General features: G+C 66.8%; 22 protein-coding genes, 1 tRNA gene and 1 pseudogene. 20 read left to right on the top strand and 4 right to left on the bottom strand.

All coding sequences use genetic code 11. From position 1 onward, the window contains the following. Window positions 1–90: 90 nt before the first annotated feature. The 5 genes from gshA to ABG80_RS13405 all read left to right on the top strand — a co-directional run bounded on the left by gshA (window position 91) and on the right by ABG80_RS13405 (window position 7661). Entirely contained in the window at window positions 91–1386 is a 1296-nt protein-coding gene (gshA, locus tag ABG80_RS13385; protein ID WP_058088093.1) for a glutamate--cysteine ligase, read from the top strand. 88 nt (window positions 1387–1474) lie between these two features. Then, window positions 1475–3361 (top strand): potassium transporter Kup, encoded by a 1887-nt coding sequence (locus tag ABG80_RS13390; RefSeq protein ID WP_235513848.1) that lies wholly within the window; start codon window positions 1475–1477, stop codon window positions 3359–3361. Between the two features lie 55 nt (window positions 3362–3416). Then, complete coding sequence (locus tag ABG80_RS13395) at window positions 3417–4592, top strand: benzoate/H(+) symporter BenE family transporter (protein ID WP_321166058.1); 1176 nt, start codon at window positions 3417–3419, stop codon at window positions 4590–4592. A gap of 6 nt (window positions 4593–4598) precedes the next feature. Continuing rightward, window positions 4599–5546, top strand: a complete 948-nt coding sequence (gene gshB / locus ABG80_RS13400; protein ID WP_058088095.1) for a glutathione synthase — start codon at window positions 4599–4601, stop codon at window positions 5544–5546. A 165-nt stretch (window positions 5547–5711) separates the two neighbouring features. Further along, complete coding sequence (locus tag ABG80_RS13405; RefSeq protein ID WP_058088096.1) at window positions 5712–7661, top strand: ATP-binding cassette domain-containing protein; 1950 nt, start codon at window positions 5712–5714, stop codon at window positions 7659–7661. 85 nt (window positions 7662–7746) lie between these two features. On the opposite strand, the gene ptsP is transcribed toward ABG80_RS13405, so the two are convergent. Beyond that, a complete protein-coding gene (gene ptsP / locus ABG80_RS13410; protein ID WP_058088097.1) occupies window positions 7747–9537 on the bottom strand; it encodes a phosphoenolpyruvate--protein phosphotransferase in 1791 nt (596 codons plus the stop codon). A gap of 200 nt (window positions 9538–9737) precedes the next feature. On the opposite strand from ptsP, the gene ABG80_RS13415 reads away from it, so the two are divergent. The 11 genes from ABG80_RS13415 to ABG80_RS13465 all read left to right on the top strand — a co-directional run bounded on the left by ABG80_RS13415 (window position 9738) and on the right by ABG80_RS13465 (window position 20552). After that, on the top strand, window positions 9738–10574 hold the full coding sequence (locus ABG80_RS13415) for a GNAT family N-acetyltransferase (protein WP_058088098.1): 837 nt from the start codon (window positions 9738–9740) through the stop codon (window positions 10572–10574). A 47-nt stretch (window positions 10575–10621) separates the two neighbouring features. Beyond that, entirely contained in the window at window positions 10622–12019 is a 1398-nt protein-coding gene (gene rsmB, locus ABG80_RS13420) for a 16S rRNA (cytosine(967)-C(5))-methyltransferase RsmB (RefSeq protein ID WP_058088099.1), read from the top strand. After that, window positions 12019–12615 carry a DUF4390 domain-containing protein gene (locus ABG80_RS13425; protein WP_058088100.1) on the top strand — a complete coding sequence of 199 codons (597 nt, stop codon included), beginning with the start codon at window positions 12019–12021 and terminating at the stop codon, window positions 12613–12615. Before rsmB ends, ABG80_RS13425 begins: the two co-directional genes overlap by 1 nt. A gap of 25 nt (window positions 12616–12640) precedes the next feature. Next, complete coding sequence (locus tag ABG80_RS13430; protein WP_058088101.1) at window positions 12641–14953, top strand: sensor histidine kinase; 2313 nt, start codon at window positions 12641–12643, stop codon at window positions 14951–14953. A 33-nt stretch (window positions 14954–14986) separates the two neighbouring features. Continuing rightward, entirely contained in the window at window positions 14987–15844 is an 858-nt protein-coding gene (locus tag ABG80_RS13435) for a response regulator (protein WP_058088102.1), read from the top strand. Between the two features lie 78 nt (window positions 15845–15922). Continuing rightward, window positions 15923–15998 (top strand) — tRNA-Phe (locus ABG80_RS13440). Window positions 15999–16070: 72 nt separating this feature from the next. Then, window positions 16071–16487 carry a YkgJ family cysteine cluster protein gene (locus ABG80_RS13445; RefSeq protein WP_058088103.1) on the top strand — a complete coding sequence of 139 codons (417 nt, stop codon included), beginning with the start codon at window positions 16071–16073 and terminating at the stop codon, window positions 16485–16487. Window positions 16488–16515: 28 nt separating this feature from the next. Beyond that, window positions 16516–17286: a polysaccharide deacetylase family protein gene (locus ABG80_RS13450; RefSeq protein WP_058088104.1), complete on the top strand. Its 771-nt coding sequence runs from the start codon at window positions 16516–16518 to the stop codon at window positions 17284–17286. An 18-nt stretch (window positions 17287–17304) separates the two neighbouring features. Further along, the gene (locus ABG80_RS13455; protein WP_058088105.1) at window positions 17305–18330 is read left to right on the top strand and encodes a glycosyltransferase; all 1026 of its coding nucleotides are present in this window, start codon (window positions 17305–17307) and stop codon (window positions 18328–18330) included. Window positions 18331–18342: 12 nt separating this feature from the next. After that, the gene (locus tag ABG80_RS13460) at window positions 18343–19455 is read left to right on the top strand and encodes a glycosyltransferase family 9 protein (RefSeq protein ID WP_058088106.1); all 1113 of its coding nucleotides are present in this window, start codon (window positions 18343–18345) and stop codon (window positions 19453–19455) included. Continuing rightward, window positions 19452–20552: a glycosyltransferase gene (locus ABG80_RS13465; protein WP_058088107.1), complete on the top strand. Its 1101-nt coding sequence runs from the start codon at window positions 19452–19454 to the stop codon at window positions 20550–20552. Before ABG80_RS13460 ends, ABG80_RS13465 begins: the two co-directional genes overlap by 4 nt. Window positions 20553–20614: 62 nt before the next feature. Here ABG80_RS13465 and gmhB read toward each other — a convergent pair whose 3' ends face one another. From gmhB to rfaE1, 3 genes and pseudogenes are all read right to left on the bottom strand, one after another. Beyond that, window positions 20615–21241: a D-glycero-beta-D-manno-heptose 1,7-bisphosphate 7-phosphatase gene (gene gmhB / locus ABG80_RS21480; protein ID WP_235513858.1), complete on the bottom strand. Its 627-nt coding sequence runs from the start codon at window positions 21239–21241 to the stop codon at window positions 20615–20617. Beyond that, window positions 21224–21706 (bottom strand): annotated as a pseudogene (rfaE2, locus tag ABG80_RS13470) (D-glycero-beta-D-manno-heptose 1-phosphate adenylyltransferase); the annotation flags it as partial. The gene gmhB and the pseudogene rfaE2, both read right to left, overlap by 18 nt. Then, on the bottom strand, window positions 21703–22644 hold the full coding sequence (rfaE1, locus tag ABG80_RS13475; RefSeq protein ID WP_058088108.1) for a D-glycero-beta-D-manno-heptose-7-phosphate kinase: 942 nt from the start codon (window positions 22642–22644) through the stop codon (window positions 21703–21705). The pseudogene rfaE2 and the gene rfaE1, both read right to left, overlap by 4 nt. Before the next feature lie 176 nt (window positions 22645–22820). Here rfaE1 and ABG80_RS13480 point away from each other — a divergent pair, with 176 nt between their 5' ends. The 4 genes from ABG80_RS13480 (at window position 22821) to ABG80_RS13495 (ending at window position 26599) form a co-directional block, all read left to right on the top strand. Continuing rightward, complete coding sequence (locus ABG80_RS13480) at window positions 22821–23867, top strand: glycosyltransferase family 9 protein (protein WP_058088109.1); 1047 nt, start codon at window positions 22821–22823, stop codon at window positions 23865–23867. Further along, window positions 23848–25605, top strand: a complete 1758-nt coding sequence (gene msbA / locus ABG80_RS13485; RefSeq protein ID WP_235513850.1) for a lipid A export permease/ATP-binding protein MsbA — start codon at window positions 23848–23850, stop codon at window positions 25603–25605. Before ABG80_RS13480 ends, msbA begins: the two co-directional genes overlap by 20 nt. A gap of 143 nt (window positions 25606–25748) precedes the next feature. Then, a complete protein-coding gene (locus ABG80_RS13490; protein ID WP_058088110.1) occupies window positions 25749–26162 on the top strand; it encodes a type II toxin-antitoxin system RelE/ParE family toxin in 414 nt (137 codons plus the stop codon). Further along, window positions 26159–26599, top strand: coding sequence for a helix-turn-helix domain-containing protein (locus ABG80_RS13495; RefSeq protein ID WP_058088111.1), 441 nt, complete (start codon window positions 26159–26161; stop codon window positions 26597–26599). The genes ABG80_RS13490 and ABG80_RS13495 overlap by 4 nt, the downstream gene beginning before the upstream one ends. The last annotated feature ends 32 nt before the right edge of the window (window positions 26600–26631 follow it).

Raw genomic sequence — 26631 nt, forward strand, 5'->3', positions numbered from 1 at the left:
TTTTTTTCGCCCATCCGTCCCCATGTGCGAGGGCTCGTCCGGATGTTCCTAGAATGCTCCGGTGTCCACCGCTTGACGCCCGCTCCACCCATGGTCCCTCACCTCATCACCGCGCTGACCGGCCCCATCAACGAACTGGAGCAGCGCATGCTGGAATCCATGCCGGCCATCGAGCGCTGGTTCCGGCTCGAATGGATGGAGCACACACCGCCCTTCTACACCTCGGTGGACCTGCGCAACGCCGGCTTCAAGCTGGCCCCGGTGGACACCAACCTCTTCCCTGGCGGCTTCAACAACCTGACCAACGAGATGCTGCCGCTGGCCGTGCAGGCCTCGATGGCGGCCATCGAGAAGATCTGCCCAGAGGCCAAGAACCTCCTGCTGATCCCCGAGAAGCACACCCGCAACACCTTCTACCTGCAGAACGTGGCGCGACTGGTCCAGATCTTCACGCTCACGGGCCTGAATGTGCGCCTGGGCACGCTCGATGAAACCATCACCGAACCCACGGACATCGCCTTGCCGGATGGCGGCACGCTGACGCTGGAGCCGCTCTTGCGCAGCAAGCGCCGCCTGGGACTGAAGCACTTCGACCCTTGCACCATCCTGCTCAACAACGACCTGTCGGCCGGCATCCCCGATGTGCTCAAGGACCTGCACGAGCAGTACCTGCTGCCGCCGCTGCACGCTGGCTGGGCCGTGCGCCGCAAGAGCCAGCATTTCAAGTACTACGAAGAGGCGGCCAAGAAGTTCTCCAAGCTGCTGGGCATGGACCCCTGGCTGATCAACCCGATGCACGCCGAATGCGATCAGGTCGATTTCCAGGAGGGCACCGGTCAGGAATGCCTGCAATCCCAGGTCGACACCCTGCTGGGCAAGATCCGCCGCAAGTACAAGGAATACGGCATCAACGAAAAGCCCTTCGTGGTGGTCAAGGCGGACAACGGCACCTACGGCATGGGCATCATGACGGTGCGCGACGCCAAGGAGCTGGAAGAGCTCAACCGTCGCACGCGCAACAAGATGTCGGTGGTCAAAGACGGCCAGGCCGTCAGCCAGGTGATCATCCAAGAGGGCGTGCCCACCTACGAGCGCATGAACGACGCCGTGGCCGAACCGGTGGTCTACATGATCGACCGCTACGTGGTGGGCGGCTTCTACCGCGTGCACGCCGAGCGCGGCATCGACGAAAACCTCAACGCGCCGGGCTCCAGCTTCGTGCCGCTGGCGTTCGCGGAGCCGACGCAACTGCCGCGCCCCGGGGTCAAACCAGGGGTGAGCGCACCCAACCGGTTCTACATGTACGGCGTCATCGCACGACTGGCGATGTTGGCTGCAAGCTACGAACTGGCGGCCACCGACCCGGACGCCGAGGTTTACAGCTGACCTGAGGCACCGCCCCTGCTCGGGGGAGTTTCCGATCGGGGCGGAACGGGCGCAAAATGGCCGCTTCAAGGCAAACCGCCCTTTTTCCGTGCAGCATCCTTCCCACGACCCGAGCCACAAATCTTCGCTGGCCGCGCTGACCCTGGGAGCCCTCGGGGTCGTCTACGGCGACATCGGCACCAGCCCGCTCTATGCGTTCAAGGAGGTGTTTGCCCACGGACACCTGGACCCCAGCCCGGAAAACATCCACGGCATCTTGTCGCTGATGTTCTGGACGCTGACGGTGATCGTCTCGCTGAAGTACGTCAGCTTGATCCTGCGGGCCGACAACAATGGCGAAGGCGGCCTGGTGGCCATGCTGGCGCTGGCGTCCACCGCCGTGAAAGACCGCCCCCAATTGCGGCAGGTGCTGCTGGGGCTGGGCATCTTCGGCACAGCCATCTTCTTCGGTGACGGGGTCATCACCCCGGCCATTTCGGTCCTGTCTGCCGTCGAAGGCCTGGGGGTGGCAACGCCTGGGCTGGAGCGGTACGTGATCCCGGTGACGTTGGTGGTGCTGACGGCGCTGTTTGCCATCCAGAAGCACGGCACCGGCGGCATCGGCAAGTTCTTCGGACCGATCACGGTGGTGTGGTTCCTTGTGCTGGCGGTGCTGGGGCTCAAGCACGTCATCGCCAACCCGGCCATCCTGGTGGCGCTGAGCCCGCACCACGCGCTGGGCTTCATCTTCAATCACCCGGGTCTGGCCTTCATCTCGCTGGGGGCGGTGATCCTGTGCGCAACCGGCGCCGAGGCGCTGTACGCCGACATGGGACACTTCGGCAAGCGTCCCATCCGCCTGGCGTGGTTCAGCCTGGTCATGCCAGCGCTGGTGATCAACTACTTCGGGCAGGGCGCCATGCTGCTGGCTCACCCCGACAACATCGGCAACCCCTTCTACGAGATGGCCCCCCAATGGGCGCTGTATCCGCTGGTGGGGCTGGCCACTTGCGCCACGTTCATCGCGTCCCAGGCGCTGATCTCGGCGGCGTTTTCGGTCACCAAACAGGTCATTCAGCTGGGTTACCTGCCGCGCCTGCGCGTGCTGCACACCTCCGAGCGCGAAACCGGCCAGATCTACATCCCCTTCATCAACTGGGGGCTGTACGCCAGCATCGTGATGGCGGTGGTGTTCTTTGGCTCGAGCAGCAAGCTGGCGGCTGCCTACGGCATCACCGTGGCGCTGGACATGCTGATCACGACCATCATGACCTTCTTCGTGATCCGCTTTGCCTGGAACATGAGCCTGCCGCTTTGCATCGGGGCCACGGGCATTTTCTTCTTCATCGACCTGATGTTCTTTGGGGCCAACGCGCTCAAGATCATCGACGGCGGCTGGTTCCCCCTGCTGATCGGCGTCATCATGTTCACCTTGATGACGACCTGGAAGGATGGCCGTGCGCTGCTGAGCGAGCGACTGCGCTCGGACGCCATCGACCTGCACCCCTTCCTCGAAGCCGTCTTCTGCAGCCCGCCTCTGCGGGTTGAAGGCACGGCCGTGTTCCTCAATGCCGACGCGGGCACCACCCCCAATGCGCTGCTGCACAACCTCAAGCACAACAAGGTGCTGCACCGCCAGAACCTGTTCGTGACGGTGCGCTCACACGAGGTGCCCTGGATCGAATCGGCGCAACGCATCGAGATCGAAGACCTGGGCAACGACTGCTGGCAGGTGATGCTGCATTTCGGGTTCAAGGATGAGCCCGATGTGCCACGTGCCCTCAAGCTGCTGAGCCAACATGGTGTGCAGGTCGATGACATGGAGACCAGCTACTTCCTCTCGCGCGACATCGTCATCCCGACCATCGGCGGCGGCATGCTGCCCTGGCGCGAGAAGCTCTTCGCCGGCATGCACCGCAACGCCTCGGGCGTGGCCGACTTCCTGAGCCTGCCGACCAACCGCGTGGTCGAGTTGGGCTCGAAGGTGGAGATCTGAGCTGAAGACCCCCGCTGAGCGCGCGAGCCTGGGCCAGATCGCCCGGGACACCTCGCTGTCGTCCATCTCGGCGGGTTTCGTGGCCACGCTGGTGGGCTTCACCAGCACGATCGCGCTGATTTTTCACGCCGCGCGGTCGCTGGGCGCCTCGCCCGAGCAGGTCACGTCCTGGGTGCTGGCTCTGGGCATCGGCATGGGCTTGTCGACCATCGGGCTGTCGCTTTGGACGCGCATCCCGGTGCTCATCACCTGGTCAACGCCAGGTGCGGCCGTGATCGCCAGCGCCGCCACGGGTGTGAGCCTGGCCGATGCCGTGGGCGCTTTCCTGGTCTGTGGCGTGCTGATGTGGCTCAGTGGAGCCACCGGCTGGTTCAAGCGCATCATGAACCGCATCCCGCTGGCGCTGGCCTCCAGCCTGCTGGCGGGCATCCTGGCCAAGTTCGCACTGCTGTCGTTCGCCGCGGCCACACCCCAGCCATTGCTCATCATCTCGATGCTGATGATCTACCTGATCGGCAAGCGGCTGTGGCCACGCTATGCGGTGCTGGGGGTGCTGATCGGCGGCACGGCGGTGGCGACATCGCAAGGGCTGCTCGACACGCGGCTGATGACCCTGCAGTTCGCCACCCCCGTGTGGGTCACGCCCGAGTGGTCCTGGCAGGCGGTGCTGGGCATGGGTCTGCCGCTGTTCATCGTGACCATGGCCTCGCAGGCGGTGCCGGGGGTGTCGGCCATCCGCGTGTCGGGCTACCAACCGCCAGTCTCGCCCTTGATGAGCTGGTCGGGCATCACCACCGTGCTGCTGGCGCCGTTCGGCGGCTACGCTTTCAACCTGGCGGCCATCACGGCTGCCATCGTGCTCAACCCGCACGCCCACGCTGCGCCCGACAAGCGCTACACCGCTGCGGTGTGGGCTGGCCTGTTCTACATCGCCATGGGGCTGCTGGGCGGAGCCGTGGCGGGGTTGCTGGCGGCCTTCCCGCCCGAGTTGGTCATGGGGGTGGCGGGCCTGGCGCTGCTGGGCACCATCGCCAACGGACTGGCCACCTCGCTGGCCCACCCCGGCACGCGCGAGGCGGCCATCGTGACCTTCCTGGTCACGCTGTCGGGCGTGGTGCTGCTGGGCGTGGGCTCGGCCTTCTGGGGCCTTGTGGCGGGTGGGGTCACCCTGTTCGTGGAACACTACCGTTCCCGGCCCGAGGGGGCCGATGTGGCGGACAACGCCCCCTGAGACACCATGAAGCTGCTCTTCGTCGCCGACCCGCTCGACACCTTCAAGACCCACAAGGACAGCACCTTCGCGATGATGCGCGAAGCCGCTTCGCGCGGGCACGAGATCTGGGCCTGCGAGCCGCAGGAGCTGGTGTGGCAACGTGGTGGCGTGGTGACGGCACGCGCGCGCCGCATCCAGCTCACGGGTGACGCGCACGCCTGGTACGACGAAATCGAGGCCGCCGAGCTGCCCCTGTGTCGCACCGACGCCGTGCTGATGCGCAAGGACCCGCCGTTCGACGCCGAGTACCTGTACTGCACCCACCTGCTGACCCAGGCCGAGCGCGAGGGCGCGCGTGTGTTCAACAGCCCGGCCGCGCTGCGCGCCCACCCCGAAAAGCTCGCGATCATGGAGTTCCCGCAGCACATCGCGCCCACGCTGGTCACGCGTGACATGGCTGCGGTGCGCGCCTTCCACGCCGAGCACCGCGACATCATCCTCAAGCCGCTGGACGGCATGGGCGGCATGGGCATCTTCCGAGTGAAGGACGATGGCCTGAACCTGGGCTCCATCGCCGAGACGCTGACCAAGGATGGCACCGAGACCATCATGGTGCAAGGCTTCTTGCCCGCCATCAGCGAAGGCGACAAGCGCGTGCTGCTGATCGACGGCGTGCCGGTGCCCTTCTCGCTGGCCCGCATCCCGCAGGGTGGCGAGGTGCGCGGCAACCTGGCGGCCGGCGGCAAGGGCGTGGCCCAACCGCTGAGCGAGTCCGACCGCGCCATCGCCGAGCACCTGGGCCCGATCCTGGCGGCGCGCGGCCTGCTGCTGGTGGGTCTGGACATCATCGGCGACCGGCTCACCGAGATCAACGTGACCAGCCCGACGTGCTTCCAGGAAATCACCGATCAGACCGGCTTCAACGTGGCGCAGCGATTCATCGACGCGCTGGAGGCCAAGCTGGCAGGCTGACCTTGTGCCGTCAGGTGAAATCGGCCCGGGCCCCTCGGCTGCGGGCCCGACAAGGCCCCAAGCCCCACCATGGCAGACAGCGACACGCCAAACAGCGACAATACCGGGTTGCCCCTCGCCCACCCATGACCTCATGGGGCCCTCCCCTGCTCACCCGGACCTTCCATGGCTGTCCTGTCCCTGAACGACGCGTGCCTGGCCTTTGGCCACGTCGCCCTGCTTGACCACACCTCCTTCTCGCTGGAGACGGGCGAGCGCATCGGCCTGATCGGCCGCAACGGCACCGGCAAGTCTTCGCTGCTGAAGATCATGGTCGGCATCGACAAGCTCGACGACGGCCAGGTGCAGGCGCAAAAAGGCATCGAGATGGCCTACGTGCCGCAGGAGCCCTCGTTCGCCGACGGCGCCACCGTGGAGAGCACCGTCAGCGAAGGCCTGGGTGACATCCGCGAACTGCGTGAGCGCTTCGAGGCCATCACGCATGGCGAGGGCGATGCTGACCAGATGGAGTCGCTGATGACCCAGATCGAAGCCCGCAACGGCTGGAACTGGGAGCAGCGCGTTGAAGAGACGCTGCAGCGACTGAACCTCTCGGCCGACCTGCCCATTGCCAGCCTGTCAGGCGGCATGAAAAAGCGCGTGGCCCTGGCCCGCGCCCTGGTGGCCAGCCCCGACGTGCTCTTCCTCGACGAGCCGACCAACCACCTCGACCTCGATGCCATCACCTGGCTGGAAGACCTGCTCAAGGACTTCAAGGGCAGCATCGTGCTGATCTCGCACGACCGCGCCTTCCTGGACAACGTCTGCACCCGCATCGTCGAACTCGACCGCGGCATCCTGCGCAGCTACCCCGGCAACTTCGCCGCCTACCAGGCGCTCAAGGCGCAGGAGCTCGCCGACGAGGCCGTGGCCAACGCCCGCTTCGACAAGCTGCTGGCGCAGGAAGAGGTCTGGATCCGCAAGGGCGTCGAAGCCCGCCGCACGCGCTCGGTGGCGCGCATCAAGCGCCTCGAAGGCCTGCGCGCCGCCCACGCCGCGCGCCGCGACGTGACCGGCCGCGTCAAGCTCGAAGTCTCGCAAGGCGAGCGCGGCGGCAAGATCGTGGCCGAGCTCGAAAACGTCTCCAAGTCCTTCGGCAACCGCACCATCGTCAAGGGCTTCACCGGCACCATCCTGCGCGGCGACAAGGTCGGCCTGGTCGGCTCCAACGGCGCGGGCAAGACCACGCTGCTCAAGATGATCCTGGGCGAGCTGGCGCCCGACAGCGGCACCGTCAAGCAAGGCGCCAACCTGCAGGTCGCCTACTTCGACCAGATGCGCGACCACCTCAACCTCGACGCCACGCTGGCCGACTTCATCAGCCCGGGCAGCGAATGGATCGAGATCAACGGCTCGCGCAAGCACGTCATGGGCTACCTGCAGGACTTCCTGTTCTCGCCGGCGCGCGCCAACTCGCCGGTGCGCACGCTCAGTGGCGGCGAGCGCAACCGCCTGCTGCTGGCGCGCCTGTTCGCCAAGCCCAGTAACGTGCTGGTGCTCGACGAGCCCACCAACGACCTCGACATCGACACGCTCGACCTGCTCGAAGACCTGCTGGCCGAGTACCCGGGCACCGTCTTCCTGGTCAGCCACGACCGGCGCTTCCTGGACAACGTGGTCACCTCGACCCTGGTGTCCGAGGGCAACGGCCAGTGGCGCGAGTACGAAGGTGGTGTCGAGGACTGGCTGATCCAGTCGCGCCGCGCTCAGGCGATCGCGGCCGGCAAGCCCGGTGCGGCGGCCATCGCAGCTGCCGTCAAGCAAACGCCCGAGGCCAACCTGCGCACGCCCGTGGCCGTGGCCGCCGACACGGCGCCGGCCGCCGCCCCGGCTGCACCCGTGGTGGCACAACCCAAACGCAAGCTCAGCTACAAAGAGCAGCGCGAGCTCGACGAGCTGCCCGCCCGCATCGAAGCGTTGGAGGCCGAGCAGGCGGAGCTCAACAAACAACTGGCCGACCCGGACATCTACCGCAAGGAAGCCGGCAACGTGACCACCATGCACGCCCGCGTCGAAGCCATCGACGAAGAGCTGATGGCGGCGCTGGCCCGTTGGGAAGAGCTCGGCGCGCGCTGAGCGTTGACGGCGAGGTGAACGCCTTCAGGGTTCACCGCTGTTCGCCGTGCTCACGGCACCCCAGCCGGGCGCGAGCAGGCGTTCGTCAGGCGGCCGAAGCCAGCTTCGCCGCAGCCCCACCCGCCATCGCCTGCATGCACGCGGCCTCCGGGTCATCGCACTGGATGACCTCGTCGACCAGCGGCGCCAGCCGGCGCGTGTCGGCGCGCAGCACGCGCTGCTTGACCGAAGCGATCTGCGAGGGGTGCATCGAGAAGCTGCGCAGGCCCATGGCCAGCAGGAACTCGGTGAAGACCGGATCTCCCGCCATTTCACCGCACACGCTCACGCCCTTGCCCGCCGCCCGCGCCTGCGCGATGGTGGTGCGGATGAGTTGCAGCACAGCGGGGTGCCAAGGGTCGTAGAGGTGGGCCACGGCCTCGTCGGCACGGTCGATGGCCAGCGTGTACTGGATCAAGTCGTTGGTGCCGATGGAGACGAAGTCGAAGTGCCGCAAAAACAGCGGCATGGTCAACGCTGCAGCCGGCACCTCGATCATGGCGCCCAGCTCGCACTGCCCAAAAGGTTTGCCTGATTCGGTCAGCTGGCGCTGCACGTGGGCGATGTTCTCCAGCGTCTGGCGGATCTCGCGCTGGCTGGCCAGCATCGGGATCAGGATCTTGACCGGGCCGTGCACCGCCGCGCGGTAGAGCGCGCGCAACTGGCGGCGGAACATGCTGGGCTCCGACAGGCTCCAGCGGATGGCCCGCAGGCCCAGCGCCGGGTTGAGCACCGACTCGTGGCGCAACTCCGAGGCCGTCAGGCCCTCGAGCGGCTTGTCGGCACCGATGTCCACCGTGCGAATGACCACGGGCAGGCCCTTCATGGCCTCGACCGCGCGCCGGTAGGCGTCGTATTGCTCTTCTTCGTCGGGCAGGTTGCCCGCGCGGTTCATGAACAGGAACTCGGAGCGGAACAGGCCCACGCCCACGGCACCGGCTTCCAGCGCGGCGGGGCTGTCTTCGGGCATCTCGATGTTGGCCACCAACTCCACCCGCTCGCCATCGAGCGTGACAGCCGGGGTGTGGCGCAGGCGAGCCAGGCGACCGCGTTCGAGCTCGGCCTGACGCTGGCGAAAGCGGTATTCCTCCAGCACGATGGGGGACGGATCGACGATCACCAGGCCGGCATCGCCATCGACGATGATGCGGTCGTCCTGGCGGATCAGGCCGCTGGCCTGGCGCGCGCCCACCACGGCGGGGATGTCCATGCTACGCGCCACGATGGCCGTGTGCGAGGTTTTGCCGCCGACGTCGGTCACGAAGCCGCAGAACACGCTGCGCTTGAAGCTGGCCATGTCGGCCGGGGCGATGTCGTTGGCGACCAGGATCAGCGGCTCGTCCCCGCCGAAGTCACGCGGGCCATGGGCCGGCGTCTGCAAACCCGAAGCCGCGACCTCGCGGTCCATGTTGCGCAGGATGCGCTCGACCACCTGCTCCAGGTCAGCCTTGCGTTCGCGGATGTAGGCGTCGTCCATCTCGTCGAACTGGCGGGCCAGCACTTCGAGCTGCGCCGACAAGGCCCATTCGGCGTTGTAGTGGCGCTCGCGGATCCACTCGGCTGCAGCGCCGATCAGCGCCTCGTCCTGCAGCAGCATCTGGTGCACGTCGAGGATGGCGGCCAGCTCGGCCGGGGCATCGGCGGGCAGGTCGCGCTTGAGGGTGTCGAACTCGACGGCAACGGTGTCGCGGGCCGAAATCAGGCGCGCGATTTCTTCTTCGGTCCGCGCAGGATCGATGAAGACGTGGGGCACGTCGACGCGGCTGGAGGCGACCAGCACCGCGCGACCGATGGCCACGCCGCGCGAGACCGGCAGGCCGAAGATCTGGATGCTCATGCCCTCGATCGTAACAGCCCGTGCAGCCCGTGTGGCTCGGGGTTTGTGATGCGTGTCAACCCCGGATGCCGGGCCCATCCGCCGTCGGCGTCATTCAGGCGTCACGTGAGCGTCACGGCGCCGTCATGCACGCCCTGGACACTGCGCCTCAGAACGCGAAACGGCGATACGGAACCTGGCCCCTAGAACGGAGACCGACGATGCGAGACCTCCCGCTGCCCACCCTGCCCATCGCAGGCCTGTCCACCCCGTCGGCCGACAGCACGGCCGCCCGGAGGTCACTTCACCCGCGCTCGAAACGCCAGGCCTTTGAGGTCGTTTGGGCTCGCACTGAAGAAGATGTTCGTGCGGCGCAACGCCTGAGGCACGAGGTCTTCGTCGGCGAAATGGGCGCGCGCCTGAACGTGCCCGCCGGCAGCCCCGAAGGCCACGACATCGACCTGTTCGACCCCTATTGCGAGCACCTGCTGGTGCGCCTGATCAGCGAAGATGGCGAGCCCGGCCAGGTCATCGGCACCTACCGCGTGCTCACGCCTGCCTCGGCCAAGCGCGTCGGCGGCCTCTACAGCGAGACCGAATTCGACCTGACCCGCCTGCGCGGCCTGCGCGGCAAGATGGTCGAGCTCGGCCGCTCCTGCGTGCACCCCGACCACCGCACCGGCGGCGCCATCATGGCGCTGTGGGGCGCCCTGGCCGAGTTCATGGTCCGCAACGACCTGGACACCATGATCGGCTGCGCCAGCATCTCGATGCGCGACGGCGGTCACGTGGCCGCCTCGTTGTGGGAGCAACTGCGCCAGACCCACTTGGCCCCGATCGACCTGCAGGTGCGCCCGCGCCTGCCCCTGCCGGTCGAAGAGCTGGACCGCCACCTGCAGGTCGAGCCGCCCGCGCTGATCAAAGGCTACCTGCGCGTTGGCGCCAAGGTGCTGGGTGCGCCCGCCTGGGACCCCGACTTCAACACCGCCGACCTGCCGATGCTCATGCGCATCGAAGACCTGCCGGCCCGCTACCGCCGCCACTTCCTGGGTGCCTGAAGCCCGGCTGAAGGCCACCGGTTCACGCTGCGCATAGACTGCGCGGCATGAACCGACCCACCCCGGGGCACAGCCTGCCCCTGTCCCAGTTGCTGGGCCGATGCGCCATCGCGGTCGCCGCTGTGCGCAAAGGCCAGTCTCTCAACGAAGCGCTCGCCGCCACCCCGGCGCCCGAGCGCCCCGGCACCCAGGCCCTGGCCTTCACCGTGATGCGCCGCATGGGCCTGGCTCAGGCCCTGCGTCACAAGCTGGTGCCCAAGCCCCCCCACCCCTGGGTCGATGCGCTGCTGATCTCTGCTCTGGCTTTGATCGACGAAGGCAGCTACGACGACCACACGCTGGTGGATCAGGCCGTGAACGCCTGCAAGAAGAACCGCAAGGTCGGGCAAGCTGCCAGCGGCCTGGTCAACGCCGTGCTGCGCCGCTTCCTGCGCGAACGCGCCGAGCTGATGACTTCCCTGGCCAATGACGAGGTGGCGAGCCACAACCATCCCGGCTGGTGGATCAGGCGCCTGAAAAAGGACTGGCCCGACCACTGGCAGGCCATCCTGGCCGCCAACCAGGCCCAGCCGCCGCTCACCCTGCGCGTCAACACCCGCCACGGCAGCGTCGCCGACTACCGTGAGCGCCTGGCCGATGTCGGCCTGCTGCCCGTGAGTGCGAAAGACCCCGCAAGCGCCCCCCCGACGCCGCTGGGCCCCGAGCCCATCGTCCTGCCCCGCGCCGTGCCGGTGAACCAGTTGCCCGGGTTCGCCGAGGGCGACGCCTCCGTGCAAGACGCCTCCGCCCAATGGGCCGCCCCGCTGCTGCTGCAAGCAGGTGGATCGACGCTGCCCGCAGGCTCCCGCGTCCTCGACGCCTGCGCCGCCCCCGGCGGCAAGACCGCCCACCTGCTCGAACTCGGCGACTTCGACGTCACCGCCCTCGACGCCGACCCCGAGCGCCTCAAGCGCATCGCAGACACCTTGGGCCGCCTGGGCCTGAAGGCCCGCACCGTCGCGGCAGACGCCAGCCGCCCCGCCGACTGGTGGGACGGCCAGCCCTTCGACGCCATCCTGCTCGACGCGCCTTGCAGCGCCTCGGGCATCGTGCGGCGCCACCCCGACGCACGCTGGCTACGCCGCGACACCGACATCGCGGCCCTGGCAGCCATTCAGGACGCCATCCTCGACGCCCTGTGGCCCCTGCTCAAACCAGGCGGCCACCTGCTTTACTGCACCTGCTCCGTCTTCCGCGAAGAGGGCGAAGACCGCATCGACGCGTTTTTGCAACGCACGCCTGGCGCCCGGCGCCTGCCCGCGCCCGGCCACATCCTCCCTGTGGTCGAATACCCCGAGACCGAAGCCCATCGGCCATTGGGACCAGCCACCCCGGGCGCTCCCGCTGCCGACCCAGGCGACGGCTTTTTCCACGCCCTGCTCGCCAAACCCTCACAAGGTGCCTGATGTCGCCTCTGAGCCGCCGCGACTTGCTCCAGCGAAGCGCCAGCCTGGCGTTGGCTGCCGCATGTCTGAGGCCGGCTGGCGCCTGGGCTGACAGCGCCCCCACCCGCAACGTCGCCGAACTCACCAGCCTGGCCGTGAACCTCGGCGACGAAGGTGTGCTGCTGACCTACAGCGTTCGCCTGGAGCTGTCCAAAGACCTGGAGCAGATGCTGTTGCGCGGCGTCACCCTGGTCTTCGTGGCCGAAGCCGAACTGATGCGCGAACGGTGGTACTGGCTGGACCAGGCACGCGGTGAAGCCAACCGCCGCTGGCGCTTGGGCTGGCAGCCGCTGACTCGCCGCTGGAAACTGACCCAGGACGGCCTGAGTCGCCACTTCGTCACCTTGCAGGAAGCCCTCGACGCCATGCGCCGCACCACACGCTGGCGCATCGGCGACCCCATCGCGTCGGGCGACGAAGCCGAACACCACGTCATCTTCCGCTTCCGCCTGGACACCGAAGAGCTGCCCCGCCCGCTGCAAATCGGGCTGGGCCCCCAGTCGGGCTGGGACCTCTCGATCGCGCGGCGCATCAACCTGAGTGCGGCGATGCGCTGAGCATGGCCGTGAGCACCGCCACCCCATGAGCACCATCAAGGCCAACCGCTGGGCGTGGGTCCTGGCCGGCACCGCCCTCTCCGGCGGCGGCCTGGTGCTGGCCTTCCTGCTGGTCATGGCCACGCAAAACAGCGAGCGGCTGGAGCCCTACTTCGCCTGGCTGGTCTGGGGCAACCTGGCGGTGGCCACGGTGCTGGGCCTGACCATCGCCATCGCCCTGGGCCGACTGGCCCTGCGCCTGCGTGCACGCAAGTTCGGCAGCCGGCTGCTGCTCAAGCTCGCTGGCATCTTCGGCCTGGTCGGCCTGCTGCCCGGCCTGCTGATCTACACCGTGTCTTACCAGTTCGTCTCACGCAGCATCGAGACCTGGTTCGACGTGCGCGTCGAAGGCGCGCTCGAAGCCGGCCTGAACCTGGGCCGCAGCACACTCGACACGCTCACGCAAGACGTGTCGGCCAAAACCCGCACCGCCGCGCTGCGCCTGGCCGAAGAGCCCCGCGCCGGCACCCAGCCCGGCCTGCTGGAGCTCGAGCGCCTGCGCGAACAGATCCGAGCCCGCACCGTCTCGGTGGCCAGCGAAAGCGGCCTCGTGTCCATGACCGCCGGAGGTGACGGCACACGCCTGCTGGCCACTGAACGCCTGCCTGCAAGCTGGCGCAACGAAGCTCGCAACCGCGGCATCTACGCCCAGATCGAAGGCCTGGAAGAGCAGGCCGACAGCGCCGGCCCACCGCGCATCATCGCCATCGCCTGGATGCCGGACCGCAGCTTCAGTCTGCAGTCCAGCGGGCACTTCCTGGTCGTCACGCAGCTCATCCCCACGGAGCTGGTTCGCAACGCGCTCGACGTGCAAAGCGCCTACCAGGAGTACCAGCAACGTGCGCTCAGCCGTGGCGGCCTGCGCAAGATGTACATCGGCACGCTGACGCTGGCGCTGGTGCTGGCGGTCTTCGGTGCCTTCCTGCTCGCTGCCATCCTGGGACAACAGCTCGCGCGCCCGCTGCTGCTGCTGGCCGAAGGCGTGCAGGAGGTGGCCCGAGGCGACCTGCGCCCCAAGACCATCTTCGCCACCCAGGACGAACTCGGGGGCCTCACGCGCGCCTTCGCAGCCATGACCCAGCAGCTCGCCGACGCGCGCACCCTGGCCGAGCGCAGCGTGCAGGAACTCGAAAGCGCCCGCGCCCACTTGCAGACCGTGCTGGACAACCTCAGCGCCGGCGTGATCGTGTTCGATGCGCAAGGTCGCATCGACATGGTCAACCCCGGCGCCACACGCATCCTCAAGCTGCCGATTTCGGCCTACCGTGGCCGCCCACTCACCGACGTGACCGGCCTGCAGGACTTCGCCACCGCCATCGCCCAGCGCTTCGAGCTCTACGCCAACGACCCCACGCCAGGCGAGCGCCAGCAATGGCAGGAGTCCTATGAGCTCAGCCTGCCGCATTCGCCCGACCCGCTGACCTTGCTGGTGCGCGGAGCCGAGTTGCCGCCCGACGAAACCCTCATCGTCTTCGACGACCTCACCGAGGTGGTGTCGGCCCAGCGCGCCGAGGCCTGGGCCGAGGTGGCGCGCCGGGTCGCCCACGAGATCAAGAACCCGCTGACACCGATCCAGCTCTCGGCCGAGCGGCTGGAGATCAAGCTCGCCGACAAGCTCGACGACCCGGGACGCCAGCTGCTGACCCGCTCGGTCAACACCATCGTCACGCAGGTGCAGGCACTCAAGAACCTGATCAACGAGTTCCGCGACTACGCACGCCTGCCTTCGGCCAAGCTGGCGCCGCTGAACCTCAACGAACTGGTCAACGAGGTGATGGCCCTGTACGGCCAGGCGATCGAACAAGGCACGCTCACGCTGGACCTCGCGCCCGACCTTCCCGACATCCAGGGTGACGCCGCGCTGTTGCGGCAGGTGGTGCACAACCTGGTGCAGAACGCCCTGGATGCCGCGCTGGACACCACACAAGACGCGGCAAGCGATCGGGCCGCAGCGCGAGGCACGGCCCGCGTCACCGTGCGCACCGACACGCCGCGCAATGAAGACGGCAGCATCCGCGCCGTGCGACTGGCCGTGCGCGACAACGGCCCAGGCTTCCCGGACAAGGTGCTGCGCAGGGCATTCGAGCCCTACCTGACCACAAAAGCCAAAGGCACGGGCCTGGGCCTGGCTGTGGTCAAGAAGATCGCAGACGAGCACAAAGCCCTGGTGAGGATCCGCAACCTGATGGAAAACGCATCGCAGGGCAACTCCCCGGGTGCCCCGACGGCGATCGGGGCACAAGTTTCGCTATCATTTTCGGTGCTGTCATCCATCCCACACCAAAGTGGGTCACACTAGGGACTGCACCCACACCCGGGTATCAGAAATTACATGGCCACCATTCTTGTTGTCGACGACGAACTGGGCATCCGTGCCCTGCTGTCAGAAATCCTGAGCGACGAAGGTCACTCTGTCGAAGTGGCGGAAAACGCCGCCCAAGCGCGCACCCTGCGCGAGCAATGCAAACCAGACCTCGTCTTGCTGGACATCTGGATGCCGGACGTCGATGGCGTCACACTCCTCAAGGAGTGGGCAGCCAACGGCCAGTTGACCATGCCCGTCATCATGATGTCGGGCCATGGCACCATCGACACCGCAGTCGAGGCCACCAAGTTCGGCGCCCAGGCATTCCTGGAAAAGCCGATCACCATGCAAAAGCTGTTGCGCACGGTCGAGCAGGGTCTGGCCAAACCGGCGGCCCCTCGTGCCACCAACGGTGTAGCGCCTCACGCCCCCCATCACAGCGGCCACCTCGCCACCACGATGGTGCAGCCTGTGCACCTGGCCACGGTCACGCCCATCACGGCGGCATCGTCCTACAACGGCGGCGGCGCACTGCGCACCGAGATGGCCCCGACGCAGCACCTGCACACCGAAGCCCCCCACGTGAATTCCACGGCACCTGCCACATACGGCAGCGCACCGGCTCACCACCACGTGCACGCCCCCGCCTCGCACGGCACTGCGCTGTCGGGCCCCTCGAACGAACAGCTCTTTCAGCTGGACCGTCCGCTGCGCGAAGCGCGTGACGACTTCGAGCGCGCCTACTTCGAGTTCCACCTGGCACGCGAAGGCGGCAGCATGACCCGCGTGGCCGAGAAGACGGGCCTTGAGCGCACCCACCTCTACCGCAAGCTCAAGCAGCTGGGCGTGGACCTCGGACGCAACAAGAAAACGGCCATGAACTGATGAGGCCAAAAAGCCTCAAAAAGTGATGTATACTGAGAGTCTTCGCTGATCGCACAAACGCTTTCAGCCAAGACAAAAGGCCTGGTAGCTCAGTTGGTAGAGCAGCGGATTGAAAATCCGCGTGTCGGTGGTTCGATTCCGCCCCAGGCCACCAAAACATCCAAGCCCTTGATTCCACCGGACTCAAGGGCTTTTTCGTTTGCCAGCCTCGCCGCCGCAAGACCCCATGCGCTCCCCGATCAACATCGTCGATGTCGACCGCACCGAAACCTGGTCCCACTACAAGGCGGGCATGTGCGACACCTGCATGGCCAACTGCTGCACCATGCCGCTGGAGATCAAGCTGCCCGACCTGGTGAGGCTGGAGCTGGTCGACCCGTTCGAGGCCGAGCACGAAGACCCCAGGCAGATCGCCAAGCGCCTGGTCAAGGCAGGTGTGATCGAGCGCTTTCACCAGAAGTCCGGCATCTTCACCGTGATGCGCCGCGCCGATGGCGACTGCCGCTTCCTGGACGCCCAAACGCGTCGCTGCACGGTCTACGACAAGCGGCCCAACACCTGCCGCAAACACCCGCAGGTCGGCCCGCGCCCTGGCTACTGCCCGCACGGGCGCCGCACCGACGCCCGGGCCCCGCTGCGGTAAAGTGCGCCTCTGCACGAAACGCCGACCGATGACCACCCAGCCTCCGGCCACACCGCCGCTGTCGATCCTGATGTACCACCAGATCGGTCGCTACCCGCGCCCGGACGCGCACCGCGCGCTGTTCTGCCACATCGACCGCTTCAAGGCGCAGCTCAACTACTTCAAGTGGATGGGCGTGGACGTGCTGTCGATGGACCAGGCGCGTGCCTGCCTGTTCGAAGGCCAGCCACTCAAGCGCCGCTCGGTGGTGATCACCGTGGACGATGGCTACGACGATTTCCGCGAGCACGCCTGGCCAGCGCTCAAGGCCCACGGCTTTCCAGCCATGGTCTACCTGGTCAGCTCGCTGGTGGGCAAGCGTGCCGACTGGCTCACCGACCGGCCCGAATTGCCGCGCCTGATGGACGCCGGCGCCGTGCGCCAGTTGCGCAGCGAAGGCTGCGACTTCGGGTCGCACGCGATGTCGCACCCGCGCCTGTCAACGCTGAGCGCCGAAAGCCAGCGCCATGAAATCGTCGGCAGCAAACAGGCGCTCGAGGACCTGCTGGGTGAGCGCGTCGACCACTTCTGCTACCCCTTTGGCGACTACACCGAGCGCTCGCGAGACATGGTTCGCGACGCCGGCTACCTGACGGCCACGACCTGCATCCGCGGTGCAGCCAACTTCTCGGACAACCCGTTTGAGCTGACGCGCAAGGCCATCTCCTATGGCGACAACCTTGTGGGCTTTGCCTGGAAGCTGCACGCCAAGCAAGGGCGCAAGGGCCAGGGCGCCGTGCCCGACCGCATCGCGGCCTGAGCCGAGGCACACCGCAACATGCGCATCGTCCACGTCCTGCACAGCCACGGCTACGGTGGCGCCGAAAGCCACGCCCTGTTGATGATGAAGCTGCAGCGCGAGGCGGGCCACGAGGTCTGCTACGCCGGCCCCATGGACTCCTGGCTTGGTAGCGAGTGCGAGAAGGCCGGCATCGCTTTCGAACACATCCCCATGCACGGGCTGTTTGACCTGTGGTCGCACTGGAAGCTGCGTGCGCTGCTCAAGCGCTGGCATGCCGACATCGTCCATGGCCACCTGATCCGTGGTGCGATGTACGCAGGCCGGGCGGGCCACCGCCAGCGCGCGCCCTTGGCCATCTGCACGGCCCACGCCACCACGGCGCGCACGCACATGCAACGATGCGCGCACATCATCGCGGTGTCGGGCGCGGTGCGTGATGGGCTGCTGGCCGCCGGGTACGCCGAGCGCGACGTCAGCCTGGTCTACAACGGTGTGCCAGAAGGACCTGTGCCGCCGTCGCCCGAAGAGCGCGCCGCGCTGCGTGCAGAACTGGGCATCCCCGTGGATGCGTTCGCCGTGGTGCACGTGGGCCGTTTCGTGCGTGACAAAGGGCAAGACCTGCTGGTTCAGGCCATGCGCTCCGTGCCGGCCGGTGTGCACCTCTACCTGGTCGGCGACCCAGCCACCGAGTTCGGGCGCGAGGTGCAAGCTTTGCTGACAACCGAGCCGGCGCTGGCTGCGCGCGTGCACTGCCTGGGTTTCCGGCCTGATGTGCAGCGGCTGCTGCCAGCCTTCGACGCCTTTGCCCTGGCTTCGCGCCGCGAGGCCTTGTCCATCGCCGTCATCGAGGCGTTCGCGGCGCGGGTGCCCGTGGTCGCCACGCGCGTGGGCGGCGTGCCCGAGATCGTGCGCCATGAGGACACCGGCTTGCTCGTGCCCACCGAAAACGCGGCAGCCCTGGCGCAAGGCATCACGCGCCTGTACCAAGAACAACTCACGGCCCGCAGCATGCTCGATCGCACCCTGGCGCTGTACCAACGCTGCCTTGGCCGCGCGGCCTGACACCATCACACCATGAGCGCCCCCCATCCCGAGCCCCGTCGAATCCTCGTCGTCCGCCTCTCGGCGTTGGGCGACATCGTCATGGCCTCGGGCCTGATCCCGGCGCTCAGAACCCGTTTCCCGAACGCCGAGATTTCATGGGTGTGCGAGCCGGTGTGCGCGCCGCTGCTCAAGCACAACCCACGGCTCAAGCAGGTCATCGTCTGGCCGCGCGGGGAGTGGCAGGCGCTTTGGAAGGCCAAACGTTACCTGGACCTGTGGCGCGCCGTGCGAGCCTTCCGCGCGCAGCTCAAGGCCGAACAATTTGACCTCGTGCTCGATGGCCAGGGCCTGCTCAAAAGTGGTCTGGTGGCTTGGTTCACCGGCGCGCCACGGCGCGTGAGCATCATCGCTCGCGAGGGCAGCCACCGCCTGGTGCACGAGGTGGTCACGCCACCGCCCGGCGCCGACCCGGTGATGGGCTCGGAGTACCGCTACCTGGCTCATTACCTGGGTGCGCCGCATGGCAGCTTCGTGCACGACCTGGCCGTGGGCGAGGCGCAGCGGCTGCGCGCCCGCGAGGTGCTGAGCGAGCGCCTGCGAAGCGCCTGGGGCGATGGCGCGAGCGCTGATGCGCCGCACGCTCCCCGTGCCCTGGTGGTGCTGGCCCCCTTCACCACCCGCCCGCAAAAGCACTGGGTGGAGGCCAACTGGGCCGAGTTGGGGCGGCGCATGCTGGCGCAGGGGCTGCAGCCTGTCGTGTTGGGCGGCCCGGCCGACCGAGAAGCCGCCGAGCGCATCTGCGCGGGCCAGCCGCAACTGATCAACCTGGCTGGCGCCTTGAAGCTCGACGAGAGCGTGGCGCTGATCGCCGACGCGCAACTGCTGGTCGGCGTGGACACGGGCCTGACGCACATGGGCTCGGCGCTGCGCATCCCGACGGTGGCGCTGTTCGGCTCGACCCGGCCTTACCGCGAGGGCCCCAAGGTTGGAGGCATCTCCCGCACATGCATCTTGTACGACAACCTGCCCTGCTCGCCCTGCCGCCGGCGCCCCACCTGCAACGGCGCCTTCACCTGCATGACCGGGCTGACCACCGAGCGCGTGCTGCAAACCGCCCTGGCCCAACTGGAGCCCCAGTCATGAGGGTGCTGCACGTCGAGGCCGGCATGCACCTCTACGGCGGCGCGCTGCAAGTCGTCTTCCTGCTGCGCGGCCTGAAAGCGCGCGGCATCGACTGCGTCCTGGCCTGCCCCACCGGCAGCGCCATCGCCACCGAAGCCGCACCGCACGCCCGCGTGGTCGAGATGACGATGCGTGGCGATGCCGACATCGGCCTCACCGGCCGCCTGCGCAAGCTGATCCGCGAGGTGCGCCCCGACGTGGTTCACCTGCACAGCCGCCGGGGCAGCGACGTGTGGGGCGCGTTGGCGGGTCGGCTCGAAGGCGTGCCCGTGGTGCTCAGCCGCCGAGTCGACAACCCGGAATCGCGCTTCGTGGTGAACTTGAAGTACCGCCTATACGACGAGGTGGTGACCATCTCCGAGGGCATCCGCCAGGTGCTGCTGTCCGAGGGCGTGCCGCCGGCCAAGGTGCACTGCGTGCTCAGCGCGGTCGACACCGAGCGCTACCGACCCGATCGCTCGCACATGCGCTGGTTCCAGGACACCTTCGGTGTGGCCGACGGTGAGCTCACCATCGGCATGGTGGCGCAATTCATCGCGCGCAAAGGCCACGTCACGCTGCTCGACGCGCTGCCCGATGTGCTGGCCCAGCACCCCGGGCTCAAGGTGATCCTGTTTGGCCAGGGCCCGCTCTGGGATGAAATCAACGCCCGAGTCAAAGGCGACGTGCTGCTGTCAAAACACGTGCAGCTGCCGGGTTTCCGCAAAGACCTCGACCGCGTGCTGCCCTGCCTCGATGTGCTGGCCCACCCCGCTCACATGGAAGGCCTGGGCGTGTCGCTGCTGCAGGCTGCGGCCTGCGGCGTGCCGTTGGTGGGCGGGCGCGCGGGCGGCATCCCCGAGATCATCCAGCCGGGCCTCAACGGTGAACTGATCACGCCGGGTGACACGGCGGCGCTGGTGCGCGAGCTGAACAAGCTACTGGGCTCGGCCGAGCTGCGCCAGCGCTACGGGCAAGCGGGCCGGCAGTGGGTGGTCGAGCGCTTCTCGGTTGAAGCGATGGTCGAGGGCAACCTGGGCGTGTACCAGCTGGCCATGGCCAAGCGCCGAGTTGCCTGAGGACACGACCTCAGCGCCTGGCAGCCCTTTCGATCAAGCCACCCGCCAAACCGGCGTCGGTTTCAAGCCGCCTTGAGCAGCGCATCCACGCAAGCAGCGAGGTCGGCGTAGGCCGCGTCGGCGCCCGCCAGGTCGTCGGTCGACTCTTCGTTGTCGGACTGCACGATGTAGGCCCGCCCCAGGCCTGCTGCGCGCGCGGCCTCGATGTCGGAAGGCTTGTCGCCCACCATGAAGGAGTGCTCGAGCGACAGGCCGTGCTCGCGCACCGCCTGCAGGATCATGCCGGGCTCGGGCTTGCGGCAATCGCAGTCCACGGCCAGCTCGGGCACCTTGCCCTTGGGGTGGTGCGGGCAGTGGTAGACAGCCTCGACTTCAGCGCCCGCTGCGGCCAGGGCCTCGCGCATGTGGCGCGTGAGCTCCTGGAACTGCGCCTCGGTGTACATGCCGCGCGCCAGGCCCGACTGGTTGGTGACGACGATGAGCACGTAGCCGGCCTCGCGCAGGCGGCGCATGGCGTCCACGGCACCGGGCACGAACTCGAACTCGTCCCACTGGTGGACATAGGCACGATCGAGGTTGATGACGCCATCGCGATCAAGGAAGGCCGCCTTGCGGGGCGAGGTCAGTGCTGACGGGTGCTTCGCGGCCGCCGCAGCGTCCGACGAATGCCCGGCGCGAATGCGCTGCACCAGCGAAGTGGTCGAAAAGCCATCGACGAACGGAATCGCCAACGCCTCGCCGCCCCACGAGCGCACCACCCGCGTCTCCTCCAGCGTTTCCATGTCGTAGTCACCGCCCTTGACGTAGAGGTCGGGGCGCGCCTGCTTGATCAGCTCGACCGGCGTGCGCTCGTCGAAAAAAGTCACCAGCGAGACGGAAGCCAGCCCGGCCAGCACGGCCGCGCGGTCGATGTCCTGGTTCAGCGGGCGATCCGGGCCCTTGCCCAGCATGCGGGCCGAGGCGTCGCTGTTGACCGCCACCACCAGTGAGCCGCCCAACTGGCGCGCGGCATGCAGGTAGCTCACGTGGCCGCGGTGCAGCACGTCGAACACGCCGTTGGTGAAGACCACGGGCTTGGGCAACTCGGCGATGCGCGCTGCGATGTCTTCGCGAGCGCAGATCTTGTCCGTCAGGTGAGTGCCTTGGCCGCTCATGCGAACAGCTCCTCGAAGCTCAGCGTGGCGGTGCCGAACTTGGCCACCACCAGGCCGCCGGCGCGGTTGGCGTGGCCCATGGATTCTTCCAGTGACAGGCCGCAGGCCAGCATCAAAGCCAAGGTGCCGATGACGGTGTCGCCCGCGCCAGTCACGTCGGCCACCTCACGGGCCTGGGCCTGCACGCTGCTGACGCGGTCGGCCTCGAACAGGGTCATGCCTTCTTCGGAGCGGGTCAGCAGCAGCGCCTGCAGACCCAGCTGCTCACGCAGGGCCTGGGCCTTGGCGGTGAGCTCGGCCTCGTCCTTCCAGCCACCGATCACCTGCTGCAGCTCGGCCCGGTTGGGCGTGATGACGGTGGCGCCTGCGTAACGGCCGTAGTCGCTGCCCTTGGGGTCGACCAGCACGGCCTTGCCCGCCTGACGGGCCAGCTCGATCATGCGCGGGATGTGGGCCAGGCCGCCCTTGCCGTAGTCGGAGAACAGCACCACATCGTGCTTGAGCAGCTCGCGCTCGAAGTCACCCAGCATCTGACCCAGCAGCTCGTGGTCAGGCTCGCGCTCGAAGTCGACACGCAGCAGCTGCTGGTTGCGGCCGATCACGCGCAGCTTGACGATGGTCTGCATGCGCGGGTCTTGCCCCAGCACCGTGCCGACGCCGTGGCCTTCGAGCAGCTCTTGCAGGCGGCGGGCGGGCTCATCCTGGCCAACCACGCTGAGCAGGGTCACCTGCCCCCCCAGGGTCTTGATGTTGAGCGCCACGTTGGCGGCACCACCCACGCGCTCTTGCTCGCTGGCCACCCGCACCACGGGCACCGGCGCCTCGGGAGAGATGCGTTCGACGGCGCCGAACCAGTAGCGATCGAGCATGACGTCGCCCACGACAAGGACGCGTCGGGCGGCGAGGGTTTCGCGGGCGGGGTGGGCGGCAGACTTCATGCGTGCAGGGGACAAAACCGGGGCCGAACAGGAAATGTTCCGGCAGGAGCCGTATTGTCCCCAGAAATCGCCCTCGAATCGGGGCTTGACCGCCAGGGCACGCCGGCCTGCGCCCCCAAGGCGCCACCGGGACACAACAAGGCACAATAGCGGGCTGTATTCCGCCTGCGCCCCACATGTCCGAAACCCGCGAATCCACCGATTCCCGCGATCCCAAGCCACGCACCGTCATCGTGCTGCAGTACGCCGGCATCGGCGACCTGATCTGGCACATCCCCTACTTCCGGATGATCGCCGAGCAGAGCAAGGCCGGCCGGGTCACGGTGGTGGCGCAGCCCTCGACGCTGACCAAGCATTTCATCGGACACGAGCCATGGGTCGAGGCAGTGATCGAGCACGACCACCGGCCGCGTCGTGGAGAAAAACGCCGGGGCGCCCACGCAGGCATCGCCGGCATGTGGCGCATGGCCCAACAGCTGCGTGCAGGTCGCTTTGACCGCATCATCCTTTTCTCGGGTCGCCCCAGCCGCGGTCTGATTGCCTGGCTCAGTGGCATCCCCGTTCGGCAGGGCTTTGGATACCGGTTCCTGCAGCGCATCTTCCTCAACAGCGGCCCCTACATCGAGGCCTACAAAGGGCCCTCACTGGCCGTGTACCCCGAGGCCAGCGCATTCATGGTGGCGCACGGTTACTGCCCTGCGCCGGTCATCCCACACATGACGCCACCACTGGCACAGCTGGCGACCATGCAGGCGCGCCTGGCCCACCTGCCCCGGCCCCTTTATGCCTTCGCCATCGGCACCAGCGAAACCCACAAGCAATGGGGCGTGCAGAACTTCGCCGACCTGGCCTGCGCGCTGATCGCCGAAGGCGGTGGCGTGATGCTGCTGGGTGGCCCAGGCGAGGTGGCGCTGGCACGCGAGATCGAAGCCCTGATGCCGGAGAAGGTCCGCCACGCACTGGCCATCGTCACCGACGCACCGGTGCTGGGCAGCGCCGCCGCCTTGCAGGTGGCCGATTTCTGCGTGGGCAACGACACCGGCATGACCAACGTGGCCGCTGCCGTGGGGCGCCCGAGCTTCGTCATCATCGGCTCTCGCCCCACCCTCGACCAGGACCCGGTCAACATGCACAACGTCACGGCTGAAAAGCTGTCGGACATCACCGTCGAGCGCGTGCTCGACTTGCTCAAAGAGGCTCGCCGTGGCGCAAAACACGCCTGAACAGACCATGGAGCTCAAGGAGACCGGACGCAAGATCCTTGCGTACGGCAAGCCGCACTGGAAGATGTTCGGCGCCGCCTTCCTGTTTTTCACACTGGGTGCTGCGGTCGAACCCATCATCCCGGCGCTGTTCAAGAAGCTGATCGATTCAGGCTTCAAAGAGGGGCTGAACTACCCGCTGTGGATCGTGCCCGTGGTGATCATTGGCCTTTTCCTGGTGCGTGGGGTGTTCAACTTCGCGGGCAACTACGCCATGACGTCCAGCATCTCCAGCATCGTGCTGGACTTGCGGCGAGACCTCATGCGCGGACTTCTGCGCGCCGATGCCAAGCTGTTCACCACCATCAGCCCCGGCCTGGCTGTCACCAAAATCATCAACGACCCGCAGTTCGCCTCGCAGACGCTGGGCAACGTCACCATTACGGTGATCAAGGACTCCATGACCTTGGTGTTCCTGCTGGGTTACTTGCTCTACCTGAACTGGCAGCTCACCCTGCTGTCCTTCATCAGCATGCCCTTGCTGGGCGTGCTGCTCAAGAAGGTGCAAAAGCGCCTTCAGCACGTCGGGCAGGCCCAGTACGAATCACAGCAACGCCTGGTCAACAGCGTGGACGACAACGCCCGCGCCTGGCGCGTGGTTCGCACCTTTGACGCCGCCGAGTTCGAACTCAAGCGCTTTGACGCAGAAGCCAACGTCCTGCGCCGCATGGTGCTCAAGACCATGGCCACCAGCTCGCTGATCACCCCAATGACGCAGATCGTGGCCGCTATCGGGGTGTCCATCATCATCACACTGGCCATCCATCAGGCCAGCCAGGGCTCCACCACGGTGGGCGAATTCGTGTCGTTCATCACCGCGCTGCTGATGACGATTTCGCCCATGCGGCACCTCACCGACGTCTACCAACCCGTCACGGGTGCGCTCATCACGGCTCGCGGCGCGTTCGACTTGATCAACGCCCCCGTCGAGCCCGACAACGGCACGCGCGAGATGCCCTCTTCGCGAGGCGACATCCAGTTCCGCGACGTCAAGGTGCATTACGAAGGCGCATCCACGCCCTCGCTCGATGGCTTCAACCTGCACATCGAACCCGGCCAAACCGTGGCCCTGGTCGGCTCCTCCGGTGCGGGCAAGACCACCGTGGTCAACACCCTGCTGCGCTTTGCCAACCCGACGTCGGGTCAGATCCAACTCGACGGCGTGCCCATTGACGAGCTGAAGCTGGCCAGCCTGCGCCGCCACTTCGCCGTGGTCTCGCAAGACATCGTGCTCTTTGACGGCAGCGTGGCCGCCAACGTGGCCTACGCCAGTCCGCATGGCGTCGACCGCACCAAGGTTGAGCAATGCCTGCGCGCCGCCAACCTGTGGTCACACGTGTCGGCCATGTCGCAAGGCATGGACTCGGCCGTGGGCACCAACGGCAGCATGCTCTCGGGCGGCCAGCGCCAACGACTGGCGATTGCGCGCGCGCTGTACCGCGACGCCGCCATCTGGATCTTCGACGAAGCCACCTCGGCACTCGACTCTGAGTCCGAAGCCGTGGTGCAACGCTCCATCGAAGACCTGCGCCACGCCAAGACCCTCATCCTCATCGCCCACCGCCTGAGCACCATCAAGAACGCCGACGTCATCTGCGTGATGTCCGAAGGCCGCATCGTCGAGCAAGGCACGCACGCCGAACTGATGGCGCTGGGCGGCCTGTACGCCGGCATGGTGCGCATCCAGGCGGCGGACTGACAACCTGAGGCTCTCTTGGGAGCAGCAACATGCTGCGCGGCTGAAGCACCTTGACAACGCACCTTCCGGGCGTCATGATCTGAAAAAATCATTTTAAAGTGATATCACTTTAACGCTCAATGCCAGGAAGATCAAAAAAATCGTTGTCGGCGCCAGCAAGCGTCGCCACAACTTCCGAGGAAAAGTGGGAAGTCATTTTTCATGATGAGTTCTTGCCAGAGTTCAAGGCATTCAACTTGGATGTGCGCCGCGAGTTAGCAGCCGCAGCCAAGGCCATCGAGTTGGCGGGACCCAAGACAGGTCGGCCCCATGTCGATACCCTCAAGGGTTCGAAACACGAGAACATGAAGGAGTTGCGATTCAAAGCCAACAACGGCGCAGAAATCTGGAGAGCAGCTTTCGCCTTCGACCCTCAGAGAAAAGCCTACATGCTGGTGGCGGGTGACAAGCAAGGACAAGATGCCGACACGTTCTACAAAAGTCTGATCAAGACGGCAGACAAGCGATTCGACGCCCATCTGAAAAAGCTCGCAAAGGCCAAGAAGGAATCACCATGAGCACAACCCTGCAAAGCATCATCGAAGAATTCGATGACAAGGATCAGAAGCTGATCCAGCACAAAGCAAGCCTCTTGGCCAAGGAGATGATCCGCCATGCAGACTCTCTGGCAGAGGTCCGCACAGCGCTGATCAAGACCCAGGACGAAGTCGCTCGGGTGCTCAATGTCAAACAAAACGCCGTGGCACAACTGGAGAAGCGCTCGGACCTGCTGCTGTCGACACTGCGCAAGTACGTGGAAGCAATGGGTGGAGAACTGGCTGTGGCCGTCCGAACAGGCGCGGGCACCGTGATCATGCTCGACAGCCTGAGCTCCCTGGCCAAGCCGCCAGTGCGACAGCGCGCGCGAGCATCTGGCGTGGCGCAGAAACCGGCTGCCCGCGCTCCAAGCAGGTCCAAGCCAAAGGCCAAGCAAACCAGGACTTTGGTCGCCTAACGACAAGCAATCGATGCAGAAGGCATTCATGC

The organism is Aquabacterium parvum (assembly GCF_001447195.1).
Taxonomy (GTDB): domain Bacteria; phylum Pseudomonadota; class Gammaproteobacteria; order Burkholderiales; family Burkholderiaceae_C; genus Aquabacterium; species Aquabacterium parvum.